At 47.9% G+C, this 19403-nt stretch carries 16 protein-coding genes; 11 read left to right on the forward strand and 5 right to left on the reverse strand.

The window, feature by feature from the left end:
* Nucleotides 1-142: 142 nt before the first annotated feature.
* From DWX68_RS11395 to DWX68_RS11420, 6 genes are all read left to right on the forward strand, one after another.
* The gene (locus tag DWX68_RS11395; protein ID WP_107001807.1) at nt 143-757 is read left to right on the forward strand and encodes a cytidylate kinase-like family protein; all 615 of its coding nucleotides are present in this window, start codon (nt 143-145) and stop codon (nt 755-757) included.
* Nucleotides 758-1226: 469 nt separating this feature from the next.
* Entirely contained in the window at nt 1227-3275 is a 2049-nt protein-coding gene (locus DWX68_RS11400; protein ID WP_118469339.1) for a DHH family phosphoesterase, read from the forward strand.
* A 2-nt stretch (nt 3276-3277) separates the two neighbouring features.
* The gene (gene rplI / locus DWX68_RS11405; RefSeq protein ID WP_022358874.1) at nt 3278-3724 is read left to right on the forward strand and encodes a 50S ribosomal protein L9; all 447 of its coding nucleotides are present in this window, start codon (nt 3278-3280) and stop codon (nt 3722-3724) included.
* Nucleotides 3725-3740: 16 nt separating this feature from the next.
* Complete coding sequence (dnaB, locus tag DWX68_RS11410) at nt 3741-5072, forward strand: replicative DNA helicase (RefSeq protein WP_118629544.1); 1332 nt, start codon at nt 3741-3743, stop codon at nt 5070-5072.
* A 38-nt stretch (nt 5073-5110) separates the two neighbouring features.
* Nucleotides 5111-5602 (forward strand): GNAT family N-acetyltransferase, encoded by a 492-nt coding sequence (locus DWX68_RS11415; protein WP_118629546.1) that lies wholly within the window; start codon nt 5111-5113, stop codon nt 5600-5602.
* Between the two features lie 207 nt (nt 5603-5809).
* Nucleotides 5810-6532 (forward strand): helix-turn-helix domain-containing protein, encoded by a 723-nt coding sequence (locus tag DWX68_RS11420; protein ID WP_107001810.1) that lies wholly within the window; start codon nt 5810-5812, stop codon nt 6530-6532.
* 83 nt (nt 6533-6615) lie between these two features.
* Here the strand turns inward: DWX68_RS11420 and DWX68_RS11425 are convergent, their stop codons facing one another.
* Together DWX68_RS11425 and DWX68_RS11430 are read right to left on the reverse strand one after the other, a co-directional pair.
* Nucleotides 6616-6786, reverse strand: coding sequence for a 4Fe-4S binding protein (locus DWX68_RS11425; RefSeq protein WP_107001811.1), 171 nt, complete (start codon nt 6784-6786; stop codon nt 6616-6618).
* 139 nt (nt 6787-6925) lie between these two features.
* Nucleotides 6926-7675: an adaptor protein MecA gene (locus DWX68_RS11430; protein WP_118629548.1), complete on the reverse strand. Its 750-nt coding sequence runs from the start codon at nt 7673-7675 to the stop codon at nt 6926-6928.
* A gap of 323 nt (nt 7676-7998) precedes the next feature.
* Here DWX68_RS11430 and DWX68_RS11435 point away from each other — a divergent pair, with 323 nt between their 5' ends.
* From DWX68_RS11435 to DWX68_RS11450, 4 genes are all read left to right on the forward strand, one after another.
* Nucleotides 7999-9420, forward strand: coding sequence for a serine/threonine-protein kinase (locus DWX68_RS11435; protein ID WP_118629550.1), 1422 nt, complete (start codon nt 7999-8001; stop codon nt 9418-9420).
* 165 nt (nt 9421-9585) lie between these two features.
* A complete protein-coding gene (locus tag DWX68_RS11440; RefSeq protein WP_107001814.1) occupies nt 9586-10110 on the forward strand; it encodes a hypothetical protein in 525 nt (174 codons plus the stop codon).
* Between the two features lie 91 nt (nt 10111-10201).
* On the forward strand, nt 10202-10456 hold the full coding sequence (locus DWX68_RS11445; RefSeq protein ID WP_022358865.1) for a hypothetical protein: 255 nt from the start codon (nt 10202-10204) through the stop codon (nt 10454-10456).
* Nucleotides 10457-10717: 261 nt separating this feature from the next.
* The gene (locus DWX68_RS11450) at nt 10718-12403 is read left to right on the forward strand and encodes a glycosyl hydrolase family 18 protein (RefSeq protein ID WP_118629552.1); all 1686 of its coding nucleotides are present in this window, start codon (nt 10718-10720) and stop codon (nt 12401-12403) included.
* Nucleotides 12404-12725: 322 nt separating this feature from the next.
* On the opposite strand, the gene DWX68_RS11455 is transcribed toward DWX68_RS11450, so the two are convergent.
* Nucleotides 12726-13610: a gamma-glutamyl-gamma-aminobutyrate hydrolase family protein gene (locus DWX68_RS11455; protein ID WP_182432183.1), complete on the reverse strand. Its 885-nt coding sequence runs from the start codon at nt 13608-13610 to the stop codon at nt 12726-12728.
* Nucleotides 13611-14021: 411 nt separating this feature from the next.
* Here DWX68_RS11455 and DWX68_RS11460 point away from each other — a divergent pair, with 411 nt between their 5' ends.
* Complete coding sequence (locus tag DWX68_RS11460) at nt 14022-15983, forward strand: aconitate hydratase (protein WP_118629556.1); 1962 nt, start codon at nt 14022-14024, stop codon at nt 15981-15983.
* Between the two features lie 230 nt (nt 15984-16213).
* Here the strand turns inward: DWX68_RS11460 and DWX68_RS11465 are convergent, their stop codons facing one another.
* Nucleotides 16214-17359, reverse strand: coding sequence for a Fic family protein (locus DWX68_RS11465; protein ID WP_118629558.1), 1146 nt, complete (start codon nt 17357-17359; stop codon nt 16214-16216).
* 487 nt (nt 17360-17846) lie between these two features.
* On the reverse strand, nt 17847-19379 hold the full coding sequence (locus DWX68_RS11470; RefSeq protein WP_182432184.1) for a helix-turn-helix domain-containing protein: 1533 nt from the start codon (nt 19377-19379) through the stop codon (nt 17847-17849).
* Nucleotides 19380-19403 lie beyond the last annotated feature (24 nt).

A 19403-nucleotide genomic window follows, 5' to 3' on the forward strand; every position in this document is an offset into this window, starting at 1 on the left:
AAACAGAAATAATTACATATATGGAATAAAATACAGAAAAATAAGAAGGGCGTGCGACTAAACTTGAACAATTTTGAGGCATATGTTATACTAAAGACAGAAAAAGAGGGAGTCCACGGAGGAACAGGGAGGAGGCAGTTGTATGGAAAAAAAGATTATCACTATCAGTCGTGAATATGGAAGCGGAGGTCGTCAGATTGGTCTGACAGCGGCAAAAAAACTGGGAATGGAATTTTATGATAAGGAATTGATCGATGCTGCTGCGAAGGAGATCGGTTTTCCGGCGGAAATTATTGCGGATCGTGAGCAGCGCCTGACAAATAGTCTGCTTTATAATTTCGCGATGGGAACTTTGTATGGACTTTCCTATCCGAAGGAGCCGAAGCTCAGTGAACTGCCATTGACAGAGCAGATCTATGTGGCGCAGAAGAAGGCGATCGAGGAGGCGGCAAAGCGCGGAAGCTGCGTATTCATCGGCAGATGTGCCGATTATATTCTGAAAAGCCGTCCGGATGTACTGCGTGTCTTTGTTTATGCGGATCGTGATATCCGGCTTCGCCGCGCGATTGATGAGTACGGGGATCTGGAAGAGCATATTGATGAATTTATGCACCAGACCGACAAACGCCGCCGGATCTACTATGAAAACTATACGAATCAGCGCTGGGGCGACAGAGAAAACTATGATCTGATGCTGAACAGTGGAGATTTGGGAATTGAGAAGTGCGTGGAGTTGATTTGCCAGGCGGTGAAGTAAAAGAAGAGTGGCATTTATAGTTTCATGCAGTCGATATGAGGATATCTAAGATAACAGATGCAAAGAAGATGATTGAAATTTTTTGTAGTTATGTTATCTATATATAAAGGATCTCACCGATAGCGGTTGGACCCTTAAATGATAAGTTAAAAATAACCGCTCAAGTTTGCAGGACCGGGGCGGTTATTTTTGTGTCTTATTACTAGCTCGACCAACTTTATAGCCGAGACTAAAGCATATAAAGCATTTCGTAAAAGATATACGAGCGCAGGTTACTGGGCACGTATGCGTGCACAATAACTAGCACGGCGGCTCTGGTTTGTCAATGGGGGATTGTCTGGACGAATCCCCCTCACTATGCTATAATAAGGGGCATCAAGTCATTTTGGTTGCTTTATCGTTACTGCTCATGGCAGGTATTTTGAAAACCGGCACATGGACAGCAACATTGTATGCACGGGAGAATGAGATGAAAGAAAATATGAAAATACGAGGTCAGCTGCGGACGTATCTGCAGTGGCCGATCATACTGTCGGTATTCCTGTTGGCGGCGAACCTGGCAGTTGGGATTGTGAGCCCGGCTGCCGGTCTTGTGATGTCCGGATTTACGGTTATATATGTGCTGGTGGCACTCTGGCTGTTCATATACCGGAGAAAACGTCTGATGGGCGGACTGGTGGAGTTTTCGGCGGAGTATGCGTGGGTGCAGAAACAGCTCCTCTATGAGATGGCGGTGCCGTATGCCATCGCGGACACAGAGGGACATTTCCTCTGGTTGAACCACTCCTTTTCGGAGATCGTCGGGGAAGATAAAAACTGCCGTAAGAATATCGCGGCGGTCTTTCCGGAACTGACGCGGGAATTTTTGGATGAGATGGACGAAAAAACGAGCGTTCATTCTTCGTTTGACGGCAGATTTTACCGGATCGATATCCAGCAGGTGGCGCTGAGCGAGACGGAAGGTATGAAGCTTGGCGCGGTGGACGAGGACAGCGGTGAGATGCTTTTAGTGCTGTATCTCTGCGATGAGACGGAGATTCTGCGCTGCAAGCAGCAGATCAACAACCAGCGTCTGGTGGCGGGACTTATTTATCTCGACAACTACGACGAGGCGCTGGAGAGTGTCGAGGAGGTACGCCGTTCCCTGCTGGTTGCCCTGATTGACCGGAAAATTACGAAGTATTTTATGGCGATGGAAGGTATCGTCAAGAAGCTGGAAAATGACAAGTATCTGTTTGTGATCAAGCAGCAGTACACGAAAGAGATTCAGGAGAGCCGCTTTTCGATCCTGGAGGATGTCAAGACGGTTAATATCGGAAATGATATGGCTGTCACGCTGAGTATCGGTATGGGTATGAACGGCGACAGCTACATCCGCAACTATGAGTATGCGAGAACGGCGATTGATATGGCGCTGGGACGCGGCGGCGATCAGGCGGTCGTCAAGGATGGCACGAAGATCCGCTATTACGGCGGCAAATCGCAGCAGCTGGAAAAAACGACCCGTGTCAAGGCGCGTGTCAAAGCGCATGCGATGCGCGAGCTGATGGATACGAAGGATAAGATGCTGATCATGGGACACAAGATCGGCGATACGGATTCCTTTGGTGCGGCGATTGGTATCTGGCGGATTGCGACCTCTTTTAATAAAAAGGCGCGGATCGTCATCAATGGGGTCAATTCTTCCGTGAAACCGATGATGGCGCGGTTTGAAAACAGCTCTGATTACCCGGAGGATCTGTTCTTAACCGGCGAGGAAGCGGCAGAGTGGGCGGATTCCAACACGATGTTAGTTGTGGTTGATGTCAACCGCCCGAGTATCACGGAGGCACCGGAACTGCTCAAGCAGATCAAAACGATCGTGGTGCTCGACCATCACCGCCAGAGCAGCGAGATCATCGACAATGCGGTGTTATCTTATGTCGAGCCGTATGCGTCTTCGGCGTGTGAGATGGTAGCCGAGGTATTGCAGTATATCGGCGACGACGGCATCAAGATCAAGCCGGCGGAGGCGGATGCGATGTACGCCGGTATCGTGATTGACACAAACAATTTCATGAACCAGGCAGGTGTCCGCACCTTTGAGGCGGCGGCGTTCCTGCGTAGAAACGGCGCGGATGTCGTGCGTGTGAGAAAGCTGTTCCGCGACCGGCTGGAGGACTACCGGGCGAGAGCTGAGGCGATCCAGAAAGCAGAGATTTATCACGGCGCATTTGCGATTTCCGTGTGTCCGTCCGAAGGACTTGAAAGTCCTACCGTGGTTGGCGCACAGGCGGCAAATGAGCTGCTGGATATTGTAGGCATCAAGGCGTCATTTATCCTGACGCAGATGGGCGACACGATCTATTTCAGCGCGCGTTCGATCGATGAGATCAACGTGCAGATTATCATGGAGCGCTTGGGCGGCGGCGGACACCGCACGATTGCGGGCGCACAGCTTAAGGGTGCGACGATCGATGAAGCCAGAGAGAAATTAAAAGATCTCATTACGGATATGATGGAGAAAGGAGAAATATAACGATGGAAGTTGTATTATTAGAGGATGTAAAGGCACTTGGCAAAAAAGGTCAGATTGTAAAGGTAAGCGACGGCTATGGACGCAACTTTATTCTGACAAAGAAACTGGGAATCGAGGCAACACCGAAGAACTTAAATGATCTGAAGCTGCAGAAGGCAAATGAGGCGAAGATCGCGGCAGAGCACCTGGCAGCAGCGAAGGATCTGGCAAAACATCTGGAGGATAAGTCCATCACCCTGTCCATCAAGGCAGGCGAGGGCGGAAAAGCATTCGGCTCTGTTTCTTCCAAGGAGATTGCAAAGGCGATCAAAGATCAGTTAAATCTGGATATTGACAAGAAGAAACTGGTTCTGCCGGAGCCGATTAAGACCTTTGGCACACACGAAGTTCCGATCAAGCTTCACAAAGAAGTAACCGGAAAACTGGCAGTAAAGGTTGTAGAAGCTTAATATGGAGGACTGAATCATGGATGAAGCCCTGATAAAGCGGGTTCTCCCGCACAGTGTAGAGGCGGAACAGTCAGTCATCGGATCCATGCTTATGGATCGGGAAGCAATTATCGCGGCGTCTGAGATTATCACAGGCGCCGATTTTTACCAGCACCAGTACGGCGTCATGTTTGAGTCGATGGTCGAGCTTTTCAATGAAGGAAAGCCGGTCGATCTGGTGACGCTTCAAAATCGGCTGCGCGAAAAAGATGTTCCGCCGGAGGTCAGCAGCCTGGACTTTGTCCGGGATATCATGACATCTGTGCCGACCTCGGTCAATGTCAAATCGTATGCCAATATCGTGCGGGAAAAGGCAGTCCTGCGCCGTTTGATAAAAGTGAATGAGGAGATTGAAAACCTCTGTTACGGCGGAAGGGACAAGCTGGAGGATATTCTGGCGCACACGGAGAAATCGGTGTTTGACCTGCTTCAGAGCCGCGGAGGCGGAGAGTTTGTGCCGATCCGCCAGGTGGCGTTGAATGTTCTGGAAAAGATTGAGGCGGCGTCGAAGAGCAACAGCACCGTCACGGGTATTCCGACCGGATTTATCGATCTGGATTACCGGACGTCGGGATTCCAGCCGTCCGATTTTATTTTGATTGCGGCGCGTCCTTCGATGGGTAAGACGGCGTTTGTTCTGAATGTCGTCGAGCATGTGGCGGTCAAAAAAGGGCTTCCGTGCATGGTATTCAGCCTGGAAATGTCGAAGGAACAGCTGGTCAACCGTATGCTGTCGATGGAGTCGAATGTCGATTCCCAGAAGCTGCGTACCGGTACGCTGACGGATTCCGACTGGGATGCCGTCGTGGAAGGCATCGGTACGATCGGAAGTTCCAAGCTGATCATCGATGATACGCCAGGTATCTCGATCTCGGAGCTGCGCTCGAAATGCCGCAAGGTGAAGCTGGAGTACGGTTTAAGCCTTGTCATTATCGACTATTTACAGCTGATGAGCGGCAGAGGAAAGAGCGGAGAGAACCGCCAGCAGGAGATCTCGGAGATTTCCCGTTCACTAAAGGCGCTGGCGCGAGAGCTGAATGCGCCGGTTATCTCCCTGTCGCAGCTTTCCCGTGCCTGCGAGACACGTCCGGACCACCGCCCGATGCTTTCGGATCTGCGTGAGTCTGGTGCGATTGAGCAGGATGCCGATGTGGTTATGTTTTTGTACCGTGATGATTATTACAACAAGGATACGGATACGCCGAATATCGCGGAGGTAATCATTGCCAAACAGCGTAATGGCCCGATAGGAACGGTGCAGCTGATGTGGAGACCGGAGCTGACGAAGTTTGCGAATTTGGCGAAATAGGGTCGCTGGGGGACGGGACTGGAGAAAAGGAATGGAAGATGCTTGAATTAATACAGAAATCAGATGTGGCGGATTTAGATACAGTTCGCCATTTTTATCGCGCGCTAGCGGGAACGGAGTTCTGCGCGTGGACGGATGCCTATCCGGGGGAGCCGGAGCTGCAGTCGGATGTTTCAAGAAATTCGCTGTTCTGCATCCGGGATGATGCGTCAGGAGAGATCGCGGGGATGGTTTCGATCGATGATGATCCGGAGGTGGAATCGATTCCGTGCTGGTCGGAAGAGCTGCAGCCGTCGGCAGAAATTTCCAGACTGGGTGTGGCGGAGAAGTACCAGAACCGAGGCATCGCACGCGAGCTTCTGGCAGGCGCGATGGAGGAACTTAGAAGACGCGGCTGCAAGAGTGCCCATATGCTGGTGGCGAAGGATAATGTGAAAGCGCTGCGGTCATACGCGAAGCTGGCCTTTGAGAAGGTCGGTGAGTATGTGCTGCAGGGGCATGATTACTGGTGCTTTGAGAAGAAGCTGTAGAATGGAGAGGGGAAATTTAATCCCCTCTTTTTATTTATGTCATTCATTCGCCTTCTACCGTCAGCGAGCTGGCATTTAGCTACGATATGGTAATCGTTCCGATCGATGGTGAAGGAGTTCCGGAACTTGTTTTTTATGTAAATGCTATTCATATTTAGTTTGAACCCCGCATATAGTAGTAGTAAGGTACCGGGGAGGACAAGCAGAATGAATAAGAACAAGCATTACCTGATTTCGGATGCTTCCAGACAGGTGCAGGTGGAGGCTCACGTGCTCCGGTACTGGGAGGACGAGCTGGGGCTTCCGATTCCGAGAAATGAACTGGGGCATCGGTACTATACGGAGTTTCATATCCAGCTGTTCCGTCAGATCAAGCAGTTGAAGGAACAGGGGTACCAGTTGAAAGCCATACGGGGAATCCTCGGAAAAGTGGAAGAAAATCAGAAAACAGAACCGGAAGCGCTTTTGGAAGCGCAGGCACAGGCGGTTTTCCGGGAAACGGGAACAGGAGAGCGTAACATGAGCAGGCAGGAAAATATGGAAATGAAAAAAAATACAGAGGTAGAAAACAAGGAAACAGAACTGCCGCAGGCAGAGGTTTCCCAGCCTCTGGCGGGGGAGAAAATGCGCCAGTTTCAGGAGATCATGAACCAGGTCATCGGGCGCGCGATCGAGGAAAACAGTGAAAAACTGAGCCAGGATGTTAGCTATCTGGTGCATGATAAATTGATGAAGGAGCTGGAATACCTGATGCGGGTCTCTGATGAGCGGGAGGAAGAGCGCTTCAAGCGCCTCGACGAGGTCATCCGCGCGTATCAGCGGGAAAACCAGGGGCGAGCGGAAGCAGCAGCGGCTGCGCCAGGGCGGTTTCCATTTTTCCGGTCCCGTGTAAAGAAAAAGAAATTTGGACGGAATGGGAATAAGATGTGATAAGTTCTGCAAAAGGGCATAAAAAAACCTGTCGGAAACGACAGGCTTTTTTATGTAGATATTTCGTTTTTGTTTGTGTTTAATTAGCCCTGCTCGATAGCGCCGGTCGGACATACGCCTGCACATGTACCGCAGTCGATGCAGCTGTTAGCGTCGATATCGTATTTGCCATCTCCCTGAGAGATTGCTCCAACTGGACATTCGCCAGCACAGGAACCACAACTTACACAAGAATCAGTAATTACAAATGCCATGATAAAATCCTCCTTTTATATTTATGCGTTTGGCTATATTCTATACTAAAAATGCGAAATATTCAAGGAGAAATTGATGGTTTTCATGTTCTAAAATAAAAGCAATGGAAAAAACCGATTTTTCTGGAAGTCAGTATTCCTACAGGGTCGAGAGCGTTGAGAGCGCGTGCTCCCGGACGATCGTCTCATAATGCTCCTCATAGTATGCCTCAAATGCATTCGGGGCAGCGGCAGTCTTTAATGGTTCGCTGTACTCGGACAGGAGATTGCACAGGCGGTTGAATGCGTCGGTGCTGTCGGCTGTCTGGCGGACAACAAGGTAGTAACGACCATCGGACGGGTGTTTATAAAGCGTGTTCGGTGTTTCGCAGACTGGAGCTGCGATGCGCGCTGCCCGGCAGACCTCGTCGAGGGAGCCGAAAGTAAAAATACGCGCTGCCGGCAGTTTGGAACCTGGCTCTGCCTTTTCAGTGGAAGGCGCGTCCGAACCGGTCAGCGGGCTTGCGGCGGTATTTTTGCCATTGTCAGTAAATAGGCTTAAAAGCCCGTCCGCGCCCTCTAAAAGCTCGTTGGCAAGCGCTGTCAGAGGCTCGTCCTCGTTTCCCGGGGAAAAGCGTGAAAAGCGGGTGTCCAGCTCTTCCGGGTCCTCGATCTTGGTAATGATCAGCATGATGCTCTCACTGGAGAGCGGAATTGCTTCCACCATCAGAGGAATATCGTCCGCCTCGAAGCCGACTTCATTCGATGCCTTCTGGATCATTTCATGGAACAGTTTTTTCGCCTTTTCCGTGCCATAGGCGAGTTCGCCCAGATTTAAGTTGCGGGCGCTCAGATCGCTGCTTGTCAGGGTGCAGCGGATCTGGTTTTCGTTGATGCGTTCTATTTTCATGGATTTTCACTTCCTTGTCTTTTGGGTGGTTAAGATACCGAATGCTTCGTGCTTCGCACTTCCGCAATTTTGCAAGACATTCGTAAGCCGCTCATTTTTCTGCGGAAAAAGGCTGCTTACTCATGTTTTGGACTTTGGAACCTTGGTATTCATCATACTATATAATATAATCACTTGGCAATTTGAATATGAAAAAAAAGCATAAAATCTTTCTAAAAACGGTTGCGGGAACCGAGGGGATCGTATACAATGAATCTTGAGAGGTGGTATAGACCGAAAGGAGGCGCGGTACGGAAGCAGCCGTTCTATTTGGAAAATACCAGCTGGAACGTGTGATCGGACGCGGTCGGAGCGGAACTGTTTTTTTAGCCAGGCATCTGGGGCTTGATGAAGAGAGAGCGATTAAGCGTGTCAGGCGGACAGAGAGCGGTTTCATTCAGGAAGCAGCGCTTTTGAAGCGGCTGCGCCATCCGGGAATCCCGATCATCTACGATCTGGAAATTGACGAAAATTATTATTATCTCATCGAGGAATATCTGTGCGGTGAGTCGTTGTATGCCCGAATTGAGAGAACGGGCAGTCTGCAAACGGGAGAGCTTATCCGTCTGGGAATTGAGCTTTGCCGGATCATGAATTATCTGCATTCATTCAAACCAAATCCAATCTTATATTTAGATCTCCACCCCGGGAATCTTCTAATCTGCCGGGAACAATTAAAATTGATTGATTTTGATCAGGCGGCACTGGCGTCTTTGAGCCAGGAACGATCTGTTTGCTATGGAACAAAAGGCTTTGCAGCCCCCGAACAGTACGAGGGAGGGACTCTGGATGAGAGGACCGACATCTATGCCATTGGCGCCCTCCTGTACTATATGGGGACAGGGCATGCCCCAGAGGGGGAGATAAAAGCAGGACAGGGAAGCTGTCGGGGAGATCTGTACATTCTTATGGGGCGATGTCTCAGAACAGAGAAAAAAGAGCGCTGCCAGAGTGTCCGGGAAGTGTTAGAGGCATTGGAAAAACTGGAGGCGCGCATATTTGCAGAACGTCATATACCACTTCTCAGGATTGCCGCAGCAGGCAGCCGGAGCGGAATCGGGGTTACACATACCGCACTTGGCGCGGTCCGATATCTGCGGCAGAAAGGAGTTTCCTGCCTTTACAGGGAGCAGAATGACACGGGGGCAGTCCGCAGGCTGGCATCCTGGTATGGGCTGGCGCCGGATGAACATGGAATTTATTACATGGACGGTCTGGCGTTGAAACCCAGATACAGCGATGTGGTGCAGCTGGAACAGCCAGTGTTTGAAGTGATTTTAGATGACTGCGGAACCGAGCTCCAGACGGTTCTGGAGGGGGAGTATGATTTGATTCTTTTCGTCTGTGGATTGCAGCCGTGGGAGAAAGAAGATTCTCTGCGGGTGATCCGGTTTCTGGGAGCAGAAGAGGGACTCCAGATTTTATTAAATCACAGAAAATGCGGGCGGGATTATCTTCCGGAGGAGGTCCGGCATCTTAGGTATCTGCGGCTTCCGTTTTTAACCCCGCCGTTCGATGCAGGCGGAAGGCGGGGGCAGGAAAATGAGGCAGCGGAGGAGACAGAATTTTTTGAAAGGATTTTCTGGGAGGCAGCTCTCAAAAAAGGACGGGGGACTAGACAGGCAGCAAAAGAAGGGGGACTCTGGCGGAACATCCGGCGAAGGTGGGAGCGCTTTATGGGTGGATTCCCGTGGCAGTGGAAATAGGAGGAAATACAGATTAGAATCGGAAAACGGGGCGAAGGCTCAAAAGTGGGGCGAAAATTCAGGCAAAAACCAGTGCCAGACACAAAGCAGGCCGGGACAGAACGCTTGGAATGTATCGGGATAGCCGGGAGCGGACCATCGGTTGGGGTGACACACTTTTCGCTTATGACGGCAGCATATCTGTCCGGGGTTCTGTGCCGGCGAACGGCGGTTCTGGAACAAAATGAGAGCGGCTCATTTGCACAGCTTGAAAAGATATTCCGGACGGGAAAAAGAAGGGAAAAACCGGTTATAGACGGGGCAGGACAGCCGTTTGAAATTAGGGGAATTTTTTTCTATCAAAAGGCTGAACGTGCAGAATGGTACGATTGTTCGGAAAGGGGGATGGAGGCGATGGTGATCGACTTCGGAGCCTTGACACAGAAGAATCAGGATGCCTTTTTTCGATGCAGCCGCTGTTTTCTGGTCGGTTCGGTCAGCGGATGGCAGCTGGCAGATTTTGCGGCATTGGCAGCAGAAAAGCAAAAATGGAAAAAATGGTGTGAGTATTTCGTCTCATTTGGAGAAGAGGAAGCTGTAAAAATGGCAGAGCAATATCTGGATATCCGGATCCGGCGAATCCCACTGCAGAAGAACGCATTGATGGTTACGGGAGAGTCCATGACTTTTTTTGGAAAATTCCTACGATAAGCGAGGCAGACCTGGGGTTATAAATTACCGATTATCTCCGAAAGGTCAAAAGTTAGAAGGGGCTGTTTTCGCGGAATGGAGAAGGTGTGGAATGGTAGTGAGAAAAAGTAAAAAAGAAGAGGCAGAGAGGAGGCGTAGGGAACAGCAGAGAATATTTGTCGAGGGATTACAGCGATATAAAAGCAAAGGAATCCAGATTTTAATTGATGGGAGGGAGTGCAGGCCAGAAGAATACAGGAAGCTGTGTGAGTTCCGGGAGGACGGCTCGTTTTATATGGCTGATTACGTCGGAGCGGAGACAGGAGTGCTGACAGAGATACATTTTGACCGGGTTTACAACCGGTGATAAGAGAGGTGCCGTTTTGTCCGTATCTGGACAGTCCGCCGGATTTTTCTTTCGGAGAAAATGGTGAGAACTGTTTAGATGGTGCTATTACAGTTACTGGGCACGTATGCGTAAACAGTAACCTATTACAGGGAAAATGAAAGAGGAGTTAAGAAAAAAGTCAACATTCCATGGAGCTGGTGTGATATAATAAGGGCACTTAGCGAGGTATTTTCGAGCTTAGTGCTTATGGTATTACCTTAACATACACCGGAGGAAAACATGGAAAGAGGAAGATCAAGGAAAGCACGTTCGGGCTGTCTGGGACGGATTTTCGGGTTTGTGCTGTTTTTAATCGTGGCAGCCGTTGGTGTGATTGCAGCGATCAAATATATGCCAAGCCGGGAGAGGGCGGATTTGGATGCTCTGTACGCGGCGGGCGGCAGCGACCGGGTGGCGCTGTATCTGAACTATGAACGTCAGGAGGAGAGCGGGGTCTACGTGGACGGGCAGACATATCTGCCGGCTGCGTGGGTAGATGCGAACTTAAATGAACGTTTTTACTGGGATGCCAATGAGGAAATACTGGTGTACGCCCTGCCGGAGGAGATCGTGAAAAGCGACGAGACGACAGTGGATGAGGACGGAAAAAAGATCCTTTACCGGGATGGCGATGCAGTTTATCTTTCACTGGCTCTGATTCAGAAATACACCGATGTGCGTCTGCAGGCGTATGATGGTGAGGCACAGAAGCGGGTTTTCGTGGAAAATAACTGGGATCCGATCACGGTGGCAGATGCGGCGTGGAGCGCCAAGATCCGCTTAAGAGGCGGCTTGAAAAGCCCGATTGTGACTGAGATAAAGCGCGGCGGGACAGTGACGGTGCTGGAACAGTATGACAACTGGGCGAGAGTCATGACACCGGACGGTCATATTGGATATATGCACAAGTGGAAGATGAAAAATCTGCATGAGGAGACGTTAAAGAGTGATTTTACTGCTCCGGTCTACCAGAATATTTCACTGGATCAGAAGATTGTGATGGTCTGGCATCAGGTAACGATCGCGGCGGCAAACCAGGCGATGGATTCTCTGATTGCAAAGACGAAAGGTGTCAATGTCATCGCGCCGACGTGGTTTACGCTTAGTAGCAACAGCGGCGCGTATGAATCTCTGGCAGATAAGTCCTATGTGGATCGGGCGCATGAAAAAGGTCTGCAGGTCTGGGCGGTACTCGACAATTTCAGCCGCGAATGCAGCAAGAACGTGCAGGCGGAGGTGCTTCTTTCCAGGACGTCTGTGCGCGAAAAACTGATTGAAAATATGATGACAGAGGCGGACCGTTATGGATTTGACGGTATCAATCTGGATTTTGAGAGTTTGAAGACGGCGGCGGGCGTCCATTACATTGAGTTTATCCGCGAGCTGTCGGTTTCCTGCCGAAAGAAAGGGCTGGTGCTGTCGGTCGATAACTATGTTCCGGCGGTATATAACCGTTTCTACAACCAGAAAGAGCAGGGCAACGTCGCAGATTATGTGATTATCATGGGTTATGATGAGCACTATGCAGGCGGCGAAGCCGGTTCTGTTTCTTCGATCGGATATGTCGAAAACGGCATCAAAGATATGCTTTCCCTGGTTCCGAAGGAAAAGGTAATCAACGCAGTCCCGTTCTACACAAGGCTCTGGACGGGAAGCGGCGACAATGCGTCCTCCCGTGCGATGGGAATCTCCGAGGCGACAAAATGGGTGTCGGAGAGCGGCATGGATCTGACCTGGGATGATTCGGCTGGTCAGTATTACGGCAGGCTGGACAGCCAGAACGGCGAACAGCAGCTCTGGATGGAGGAGACAAAGTCTCTGGGACTCAAGATGGATTTAATCAAGAAATACGACCTGGCAGGCGTAGCCGGATGGCGGCTGGGGCTGGAAACCAGCGACGTCTGGGATGTGATTGGCTGGGAGTAGAGACAATTTAATTAAGATTCAATGATTCAAAGTAGGGTGGAAGTCTCATGCGGGAGCGTGGGGCTTCTGCTTTTTTATGTAATAGGAAATTCCTTGGAATCCCCTATTACACAAAAAGGCACTAACGTGCCAATGATGCGCACTCGCGCGAAGATGTAGTTTGTCGCAAGCGACCGCGCTCGGCGCGAGAATGTGCCAAGGCACATTCTTCTTTATAAAAAAAGAGCGTCTTGGACAAAAAACCTCCGGGCGGAAAGATTGATTCATCCGCCTGGAGGTTATTAAAACATCAAAAATATTGTTTTGTCTGGGAGAAATGTGATTATTCTGCCTCTTTTGCCTGATCGATCAGGTTGGTGTAGAAAGCAAGAAAACTGTCATCACCTTCAGCGATCATAGCTTCCGGATGGAACTGTAAGCCCATCACGTAGTCTTTATCTTCTCTGACGATTGCTTCGATGATTCCATCTGGAGCAGTAGCAACGACTTTCAGGTTGTCACCTAACTGATCGACTGCCTGATGATGCCAGGAGTTTACAGTGTAGGTGCCTTCTCCGCCAAATGCGGCAGCAACGATGTTATCTTTGTCTACGGTAATCTCATGTTTTGCGAATACCTTACGGTCCGGATCGCGATGTTCGATATCGGACGGATTCTGAGTCGGAAGATCCTGATATAAGGTACCGCCGCTTAATACGTTTAAGAACTGCATGCCACGGCAGGTGCAGAGCATCGGGATATCCTCATCGAGAGCTGCCTTGATTAAAAGAGAATCAGAAGTATCTCTGACTTCGTTTACAGTCTCTAATTTTTCGTTTGGCTCTTCGCCGTAGTAGCTCGGATCAATATCTTCGCCGCCGGTCATAACCAGAGCATCGATTTCTGCCAGAGCATTTTTCGCGTCATCCTCGGTTTTGATCTGAGGAAGATAAATTGCTTCGCCGCCAGCTTTGGTAACGGCATCTATATATAACTGTGCATCTTCGTCGATTTCGTCTGCATTCCATGAAACGCCGACTTTGACTTTCTCTTCTTCGTCATTCGCCGCTTCTTCGGCAGTCTCTGCTTCGCCTTCTGTCTCGGTTACTTCGGCTTCATCCGCTGTTGTATCGGCTGCCGGTTCAGACTTTGTTCCACAAGCTGTTAAAGAAAAAGCCAGGGATAAAGAAAGAAGCACTGCACTGGTCATCATTTTAATTTTTCTCATTCGAATTTCCTCCCTAATACAAATTGTCCTCCCAAACATGGCTGGATTCTAACATAAAACAGTCGGAAAAATACAAAAAGATACATAAAATTACAAAATAAAATAAAATAATTTTTAATGTTACCTAAAAGATATAATATAATTTTGTAGATATACGAAAAATGAGCGAAAATAAGGAGGCGTAAATGGAAGCGAAGAATTGAGTAGGGAGGAGTACGGGGAAAAGCCCTGATAACAGAAAGTTATACCTTCATTCCCTTTCTTAATTGGATTTTCCCCGCAGGCAGGCGTTACAATAAGGACGGAAAAAACAGACGGGCAGCCGGATCAAGGCTGCGGGGCTGATAGAGATGGCGGAGTGCAGGAAAGACTCCGAGAGAATATGACAAACCAAATGGAGGAAATCAAAACATGGGGAAATCACTTACCAGAAAGATTATTGAGTCACATTTCGTATCGGGCGATATGACGCCGGGCAAAGAAATTTTTATCAAGGTGGATCAGACATTGACACACGATATCAATGCCGTTATGACTTATCTGGCATTCGAGGCGATCGGGCTGGACCGTGTCCGCACGGAGTGCAGCGTCAGCTATCTCGATCACAATTTATTATATGTAGATAATAAGACGCCGGACGACCACATTTATTTGCAGTCCGCAGCAAAGAAATTCGGCGTGTATGTGTCCAGACCGGGCAACGGCATCTGCCATACCGTTCATGTATCCCGTTTCGGTGCGCCAGGCAAGGTATCGATGGGCGGAGACAGTCACACACCGCATGGCGGCGCGATCGGTATGCTGTGTATCGGTGTCGGCGGCATGGATGTAGCAACGGCGATGACGGGTGTTCCGATGCGTCTGACGATGCCGAGAGTCGTCCGTGTCAACCTGACCGGTAAATTAAGGCCGGGCTGCAACTCGAAGGAAGTTATCCTGGAAATGCTTCGCCGCGTGACCATCAAGGGCGGTCTGGGAAATGTATATGAGTACGTGGGACCGGCAGTTGCCGAGATGGAGATTCCGGCACGTGCGACCATCGCAAACATGGGTGCGGAAATGGGCGCGACCACGTCCATTTTCCCGGCAGATGCACAGGTAAAGAGATTCCTGGCTGCACAGGGACGCCCGGAAGCATATACAGAGCTTCTTCCGGATGAGGACGCCGAGTACGACGAGACGATCGATATCAATTTAAGCGAGTTAGAGCCGTTGATCGCATGTCCGCACCAGCCGGACAATGTTATGCCGCTGCATCAGGCGGAAAAGAAGAGAGTACAGCAGGTATTTATCGGAAGCTGTACCAATGCAAGCTATGCCGATATTGCAAAAGCAGCACTTGTATTTAAGGGACATCATGTGAATGAGGATGTAAGCTGTACCTGTGCGGTTTCTTCCAAGCAGGTGTACCGTCAGCTGATGCGCGATGGATATGTGGAGATGCTTCTGGATGCAGGTGTCCGTCTTCTGGAGATTGCCTGTGGTCCGTGCTGCGCAATCGGTCAGACTCCGGCGACCGACGGTGTGGCAGTCCGCACCTCCAACCGTAATTTCAAGGGACGTGCCGGGAATCCGACTGCCAAGATCTATCTGGTAAGCCCGGAGAGTGCTGCAGCGACAGCGATTATGGGAACCTTCGCAACAGCAGAAGATATTATGGGTGAAAATGTGAAGATCCTGGATTCAATTCACGAGCCGGATCAGTACGATATTGATGATTCGATGATTCTTCCGCCGCTGTCTCTGGAGGAAGCTGCGAAGGTGGAGATTGTCCGCGGACCGAACATCAAGTTTCTTCCGGTTCCGGAACCGCCGCAGGAGACACTGGATGCTCCTATCAGCTTAAAAGCTCGTGATAATGTATCCACCGATGATATTACACCGGCAAGTGCTGAGTTCAGCAGTATGCGTTCCAATATTCCGTTGATGTCCCAGTATTGCTATCATCGATATGATCCGGAATTTGCAGCTCGCGCAAAAGAAATGGGACAGAGCGTTATCATCGGCGGTGAAAACTATGGACAGGGTTCCTCCCGTGAGCATGCGGCTATTAATCCCATGTATCTGGGTGTAAAAGCGGTCATTGCCAAGAGTATTGCCCGTATCCATAAAGGAAATCTGGTAAATCATGGCGTAATTCCGATGCTGTTTGAGGATGGAGCTGATTATGAACGTCTGGAGCAGACGGATGAACTTCATATCGATAACCTGCGGGAGCAGATTGCAGCACACCGTGTGCAGATTACTGATAAGACAAAAGGATTTTCCTTCTGGGTTAAATTAGAACTGACAGATAAGGAAATCGAAGTTGTCTTAAATGGCGGACAGCTGAGAACACTGAAAAAACAGCTGGAAGCAGAGAAAGAAGCGTAGTCATTTATTAATTATGCCTCCATTATATTTTTTATATACAATAACTACTTATTCACCAACTTATTTATTTTGGGAAAAGGCGCCTGTGCGGATGTGCAGGCGCTTTTTCGTGCGACTTGACGGAAGAAAGACATTTGTAGTAATCTTGTGGTAGAATAAGAGTGAAAATTGTGAAAGAAATTGAGAAAAAGACATTGTTTGGAGCGCTTTTTGCGGTGATAGTCAAGGCGTTAAGTGTCCTTACGGAGAATATCGAGGTATTCGGTATAAGAATATATCTTAGCCTTTCCAGATTTGTCTGTTTGCTTCAAGATTCCATCATTGACCAAAATGGAGACTACCTTTGACACAGTATTATAGGACATTTCAAGAGCTGTAGAGGTTTTCTGAATATCAATAATAGGATTTGATTCCAAATAGGCAAACACTTTAAGAACGCTGGTACGCTGTCTCTTTGTGAGAGCATCAAATAATTTTGTGCTTTTATCGTGTAATGCAGTAAGATAATCAATTGTATGAATCGCATCTTCTGCAGAATCTGCAAAAGCCTGAAGGAAAAAAGAAATCCATTGCTCATAATCACCAGTACGTCGCACCTGAGTCATACGGTCATAGTACTCAATACGGTTCATCTTGAGGTAATAAGAAATATAGAGTGCGGGAGTAGACAGAATGCCTTTTTCCATTAGGAAGAGCGTAATGAGAAGTCGTCCAACACGTCCATTACCATCAAGGAAAGGGTGAGTGGTTTCAAATTGATAGTGGATTAATGCGGCTTGAATCAAAGGGTCAAGAGTATCATCACTATTGATATATTTTTCAAGGTCGGACATGGCTGTTAGCATATCTTCAGGATTTGGCGGAATATATCGAGCGTTTTTGAGAGTACTTCCCTGACCGCCAATCCAGTTTTGTGAATACCGGAATTCGCCAGGATTCTTTTCCTGTCCTCGCGCGCTTTCCAGAAGAACTGCATGAGTTTCTTTAATTAGACGATTGCACAGAGGTAGTGTTTTCAGCCGCTCAAGCGCAAACTCAGTCGCACGGATATAGTTAACAACATCGGAAACATCTCGATTGGTGTTGTCTTCAATCAGAGGATTCAAGATATCCTCAAGGGTGCACTGTGTACCTTCAATCTGTGAGGAAAGAAGGGCTTCTTTACGGACATACATGGAAACAAAAAGTCCCATGTTTGGTATACGGGAGGAAAGCCCTTCAAGTGTTGCTATTTTCTTGTTTGCATCAATAAGTTTCGTGAGAAGCTCACCAGATACCTCAATAGGAGGATTTGGTGGAAGCGGAGCTGGCCGAAAGGATTCATACGCCATTTCGCCTGACAGATTACTCACGAGTGTTCCTGCTCGGTTTGTCATAATTGTTTTTTTCCTCCGAAAAATGGAAATTGAAATTTTTGAGGCTATTTTAGCATAGAAATTTCAAGAAATCAACTTATTGTGAAAATAAAGAACGGAAGAAATTTCAGAAAAACGGCTTTTTGTGAAATTACTCAAGCAAAATTACCTTGGAAATTTCAAGTTTAGAATTTTATATTTTGATTTTGCCTTGACCCGGACGGATTGCCGCTGGAGCTGCACGAATAATTATGGGAGAGAAAAGAGCATATAAAGTCAGAAAGCCCGGTGGAGACCGGAAGAAGCTGAAGCCGGAGCAGGAAGGTCTGAAAGTCGGGATACGGCTTATGGTGGAAGTGTATAGTTTATGACGGAAATAAAATGAACTCCTGGAGTGCAAAAAAAGCCCTCGCTGTGTGTGATACACAGTGGGGGCGTTGGTCAGATTCTTTGCATGGTATTTCATTCTTTAAGAAACGCTGCATGGTAAAGAAAAAGTGATTCAAAGTTAATGGGGGCAGAACCCATTAACACCAAGAATGAGGCAGCTAAGCCATATTTTATACAAATCCTCGCCTTCGGTAAGCTTTAACCCCGTAATTTCAATAATTTTTTGGATTCTGTAATTCATAGTGTTCCTGTGAATGTGAAGATGATTTGCTGCAGTTATTACATTGCGGAAGAAGAGGTAGGTTTGTAATGTATCTAAATAATCGGTTCCGAATTCTTGATCATAGGCCTGTAATCTGAGTATTTCTGGAAGGCAGAAATAGTTCGGCTGACTATATTTTTTCAAAGTGGAAACCAGGTAAGGCATATTGTATTCCTGAAATCGATAGATATTCTGCCTTGGATTCTGTTTCATTCCAATTCGTAGAATCTCTAGGGATTGTTCTACAGATGCACTAAATTCAATGATATTTGAAAAATGGTGACTGCAACCAGCGGCCAGATGATAAGTTTGAAAGAAGTTATCCAAGTTATTGGCAACTGATTCCAGATCTTTGGTTTCAAGAAGCAGATATAAGATATTGCCGATACAGACTGCTTTATAGGTTGGATAAATCATACCAAGATGATTTTTGTAAGCAGTGATGGAACGTTCTTGATTGTCCGATTGGTACGCATCCCGGAAGCCAATAGCCATGGTATAGAAGTGTTCTCCCGGAATCCAGCCAAATCCTTTTGCCCGTAAATTAAATTCTTCCTGATTGCCGATGCGTCCGGAAATAAGTTCAAATAGAAGATTTTCACGATAACTGAGTGCAAAGCCTATTTTATTTCGCTCTAATTCTAACGATAGGACGTTTGCCAAAATATCTAGTATTTGACAATCGCCGTCTTCAAAGGGACGTTTCTGTGGAATCACTACGATCCAGCCAAAATATCGGTGCTCAATAACAATTTTTACAATCAGACGTTCTTTCTTCTTCTGGTAATTAGAATGTTCAATAAAGGCATGTTCGGTTTGTTCGATACTGGGCAGAAGTGTTTTATAGTCGTATTTTTCGAATAGATCGGAGGTTACAAAATTGTGTTTGATGATGCATTGAATTAGTTCGTCATCAACTTTCTTTAGTTCTTTCAGATCAGACCAGTGAAGAACACGGGTGGATGTATCCGATAAAAATAAGGGGTTTTTGAGAAGTTCTGCACCTGTAGATAGGATGGTATTCACATCTTTACGGTTTATCAGGCATTGGCTGAGTTTGTAATGAGCTTCTTCAATTCGTCGCTCTACTTTTAGTATATGCTGCAGCTGGAATGTAAGCTCAGTTTGAACGGTAGGTTCAGCCAGCATAACATAGTTTTCGATCCAATCAGGGATTTCTGTGTCATCTGTGCCGTTCGGCAAAATGATCCAAAGTATATTTTGGTTGTCTTTGGGGATTTGAAGGCAATCATCAGAATGAATAATATATGCGGTAGCTTCTGTAAATGTTTCTCTTACAGGGAGGTTGTTTTGAACGTGAAAAATTGGGGAATCTGGATAGAGGATGCTTTCTTTTTTTAAAGCGTGATAAGCAGAAAGCTTTTGCATGAATGATAGGAATGATAGCATAAG

The organism is Clostridium sp. AF20-7 (genome assembly GCF_003479275.1).
Lineage (GTDB): Bacteria > Bacillota > Clostridia > Lachnospirales > Lachnospiraceae > Otoolea > Otoolea fessa.